Source organism: Nocardioides sp. P5_C9_2, from assembly GCF_054049555.1.
On sequence record NZ_JBFUMD010000559.1, the window covers coordinates 1 to 2,304 of the forward strand.

The window sequence follows — 2,304 nt, forward strand, 5'->3', positions numbered from 1 at the left end:
GTGGAGATGCCGACCCGCAGCGCACAGCGCTCGCGCAGGTGCCGGGTCAGTGCCCGGGTGTCGACGCCGGCGATGCCGACGACGCCCTGGTCACGCAACGCGTCGTCGAGCGTGCGCTGCGAGCGCCAGCTGCTCGGGACCCGGGCGGGGTCCCGGACCACGTAGCCGGCGACCCAGATGCGCGRGGACTCGGGGTCCTCGTCGTTCATCCCGGTGTTGCCGACGTGCGGCGCGGTCATCACGACGACCTGGCGGTGGTAGCTGGGATCGGTGAGGGTCTCCTGGTAGCCGGTCATGCCGGTGGAGAACACCGCCTCACCGAAGGTCTCACCCTCGGCTCCGAAGGCATCGCCTCGGAAGGTGCGCCCGTCCTCGAGGACGAGCAGTGCGGGCGCGCGTACAGGCAACGCCGACCTCCTTCTCCGCCTCACAGGACGGATCGTTAAAGGATGTTTCTGCGACGGTGACCCTATCAGCGACGGGCGTGTGTCCGAGACCACGCACCGCGGCGCGGACGGCGCTGACCTCCGGCCCCCCTCACGCCAGCACGAGCTCGCTCCCCTGCCAGCGGCGCCGCAGCCACCGGTCGTGGCTGGCCACGACCACCGTGCCGGCGGTCGTGCCGATCGCCTCCTCCAGCTCGCCGGCCAGCGCCAGCGAGACGTGGTTGGTCGGCTCGTCGAGAAGCAGCAGGTCCGGCCCGGTCGCCACCGCCACCGCCAGCCCGAGGCGTCGGCGCTGACCCACGGACAGCGCCCCGACCGGGCGCGCGTGGTCACGGGGGTGGAGCAGCCCGAGCTCGCGCAGGGCTGGCGCGTCGCCGCCGGCCAGCGCGTCGTACGTCGCCTGCGCACTGCGGCCCATCTCGGCGAAGTCCACGTCCTGGGCGAGCTCGGCCACCCGTCGGGCACCCACCTGCACGGTGCCCCGGTCAGGGACGACACGGCCCGCCAGCACCCCCAGCAACGTCGACTTCCCCGCCCCGTTGACGCCGCTGACCAGCACGTGCTCCCCGGCGTGGACATCGAGGCGGTCCAGCCGCAGCCGTCCGTCGACGCCGAGGTCGCGGACCAGCACCAGCCTCCCAGACGTCCCGGCGTCCGCCAGTCGGCCGCCGAAGCGCAGCGGCGCCGGCGGCTTGCGCACCTGGTCGCGCTCGGCGACCTCGAGGCGGTGCCCGGCGTCCTTCTTGCGGCGGGCCAGCGTGCGATCCACCCTCGAGCCCTTGAAGGCGTGGATGAACTTGTCGTTGTCCGTCGGCCCGCGGTCGTGCGCGATGGCGCCGGTCCCGATCCGGGTCGCGGCCCGTAGGGCGTCCAGCTCCTCCTGCTGGGCGGCGTACGCCTCCTCCCAGCGGCGGCGAGCGTCGCGCCGGTGCTCCTCGTAGGCGCTCCAGCCGCCTCCGAAGCGGCGGCCGCCCTCGCCGTCCGTGCCGAAGGCGCTCGGGTCGAGGTCGACCAGGTCGGTGGCGACGTCGTCGAGGAAGACCCGGTCGTGGCTGGTGAAGAGCACCACGCCGGGCAGGTCCACGAGGAACGAGGTCAGCACCGCCAGCGCCGCGTCGTCCAGGTGGTTGGTGGGCTCGTCGAGCAGCAGGCAGGTCGGTCGGGTCGTCATGATCGTGGCCAGGGCCAGCCGGGTGCGCTGACCACCCGACAGCGTCCCGATCAGGCGGACGGGGTCGAGCTCGGCCAGGCCCAGCCGCGCGGCGGCCAGCTCGGCGCGCCGGTCGGCGTCCCATGCGTCGTGGGCCAGGGCCCACTCCAGGACGCGGTCGTAGTCCGCGGCCACCTGCCGGTGGTCGGGGTCCGTGTCGTCGAGGGCCCCGGCGAGCCGCTCCACGTCGGCGACCGCCTGCCGCAGGGGCGCCAGGGTGCGGGCCAGGACGTCGGCGACGGAGACGCCGTCGGGGAAGGGCGGCTCCTGGCCGAGCATCACGAGGTCGTCGGCGCGCGCCACGGTGCCGGCGACCGTGGCGGTCGCGGGCAGCCGACCGGCGACCGCACGCAGCAGGGTGGACTTGCCGACGCCGTTCTCCCCGACGAGGCCGACACGGCGACCGGGCTGGGCGATCAGGTCGACGCCGGCGAGCACGGACCGGGCGCCGTACGACACGGAGAGGTCACGGACGACGAGGGGCTGGTGAGCAGACATGGGCGGGCCTTCGCGGGAGTGCGGTGACTCGCCGGGCCCCTCGAGAGAGGGCAGCCGCGGGCGCGAGTCGGGTCAGGCCGGGTTCCACATGATGGCGAGAGGCTATCCGGACGGGCCTCGTCCTGTCGCGCCCTTATCGTCGGTGCGTGC

General features: G+C 74.3%; 2 protein-coding genes. Both read right to left on the minus strand.

The annotated features are described in order from the left end of the window. Positions 1 to 407: carbamoyl-phosphate synthase domain-containing protein (locus ACXJKL_RS19585; RefSeq protein ID WP_457208671.1), on the minus strand; the 407-nt coding region annotated here is incomplete at its 3' end. A gap of 130 nt (positions 408 to 537) precedes the next feature. After that, positions 538 to 2,154, minus strand: coding sequence for an ABC-F family ATP-binding cassette domain-containing protein (locus ACXJKL_RS19590; RefSeq protein WP_457208672.1), 1,617 nt, complete (start codon positions 2,152 to 2,154; stop codon positions 538 to 540). Positions 2,155 to 2,304: the final 150 nt, after the last annotated feature.

Coding starts and splice junctions, on each gene's coding strand:
- ACXJKL_RS19590 (WP_457208672.1), bottom strand. CDS start 2,154: ATGTCTGCTCACCAGCCCCTCGTCGTCCGTGACCTCTCCGTGTCGTAC.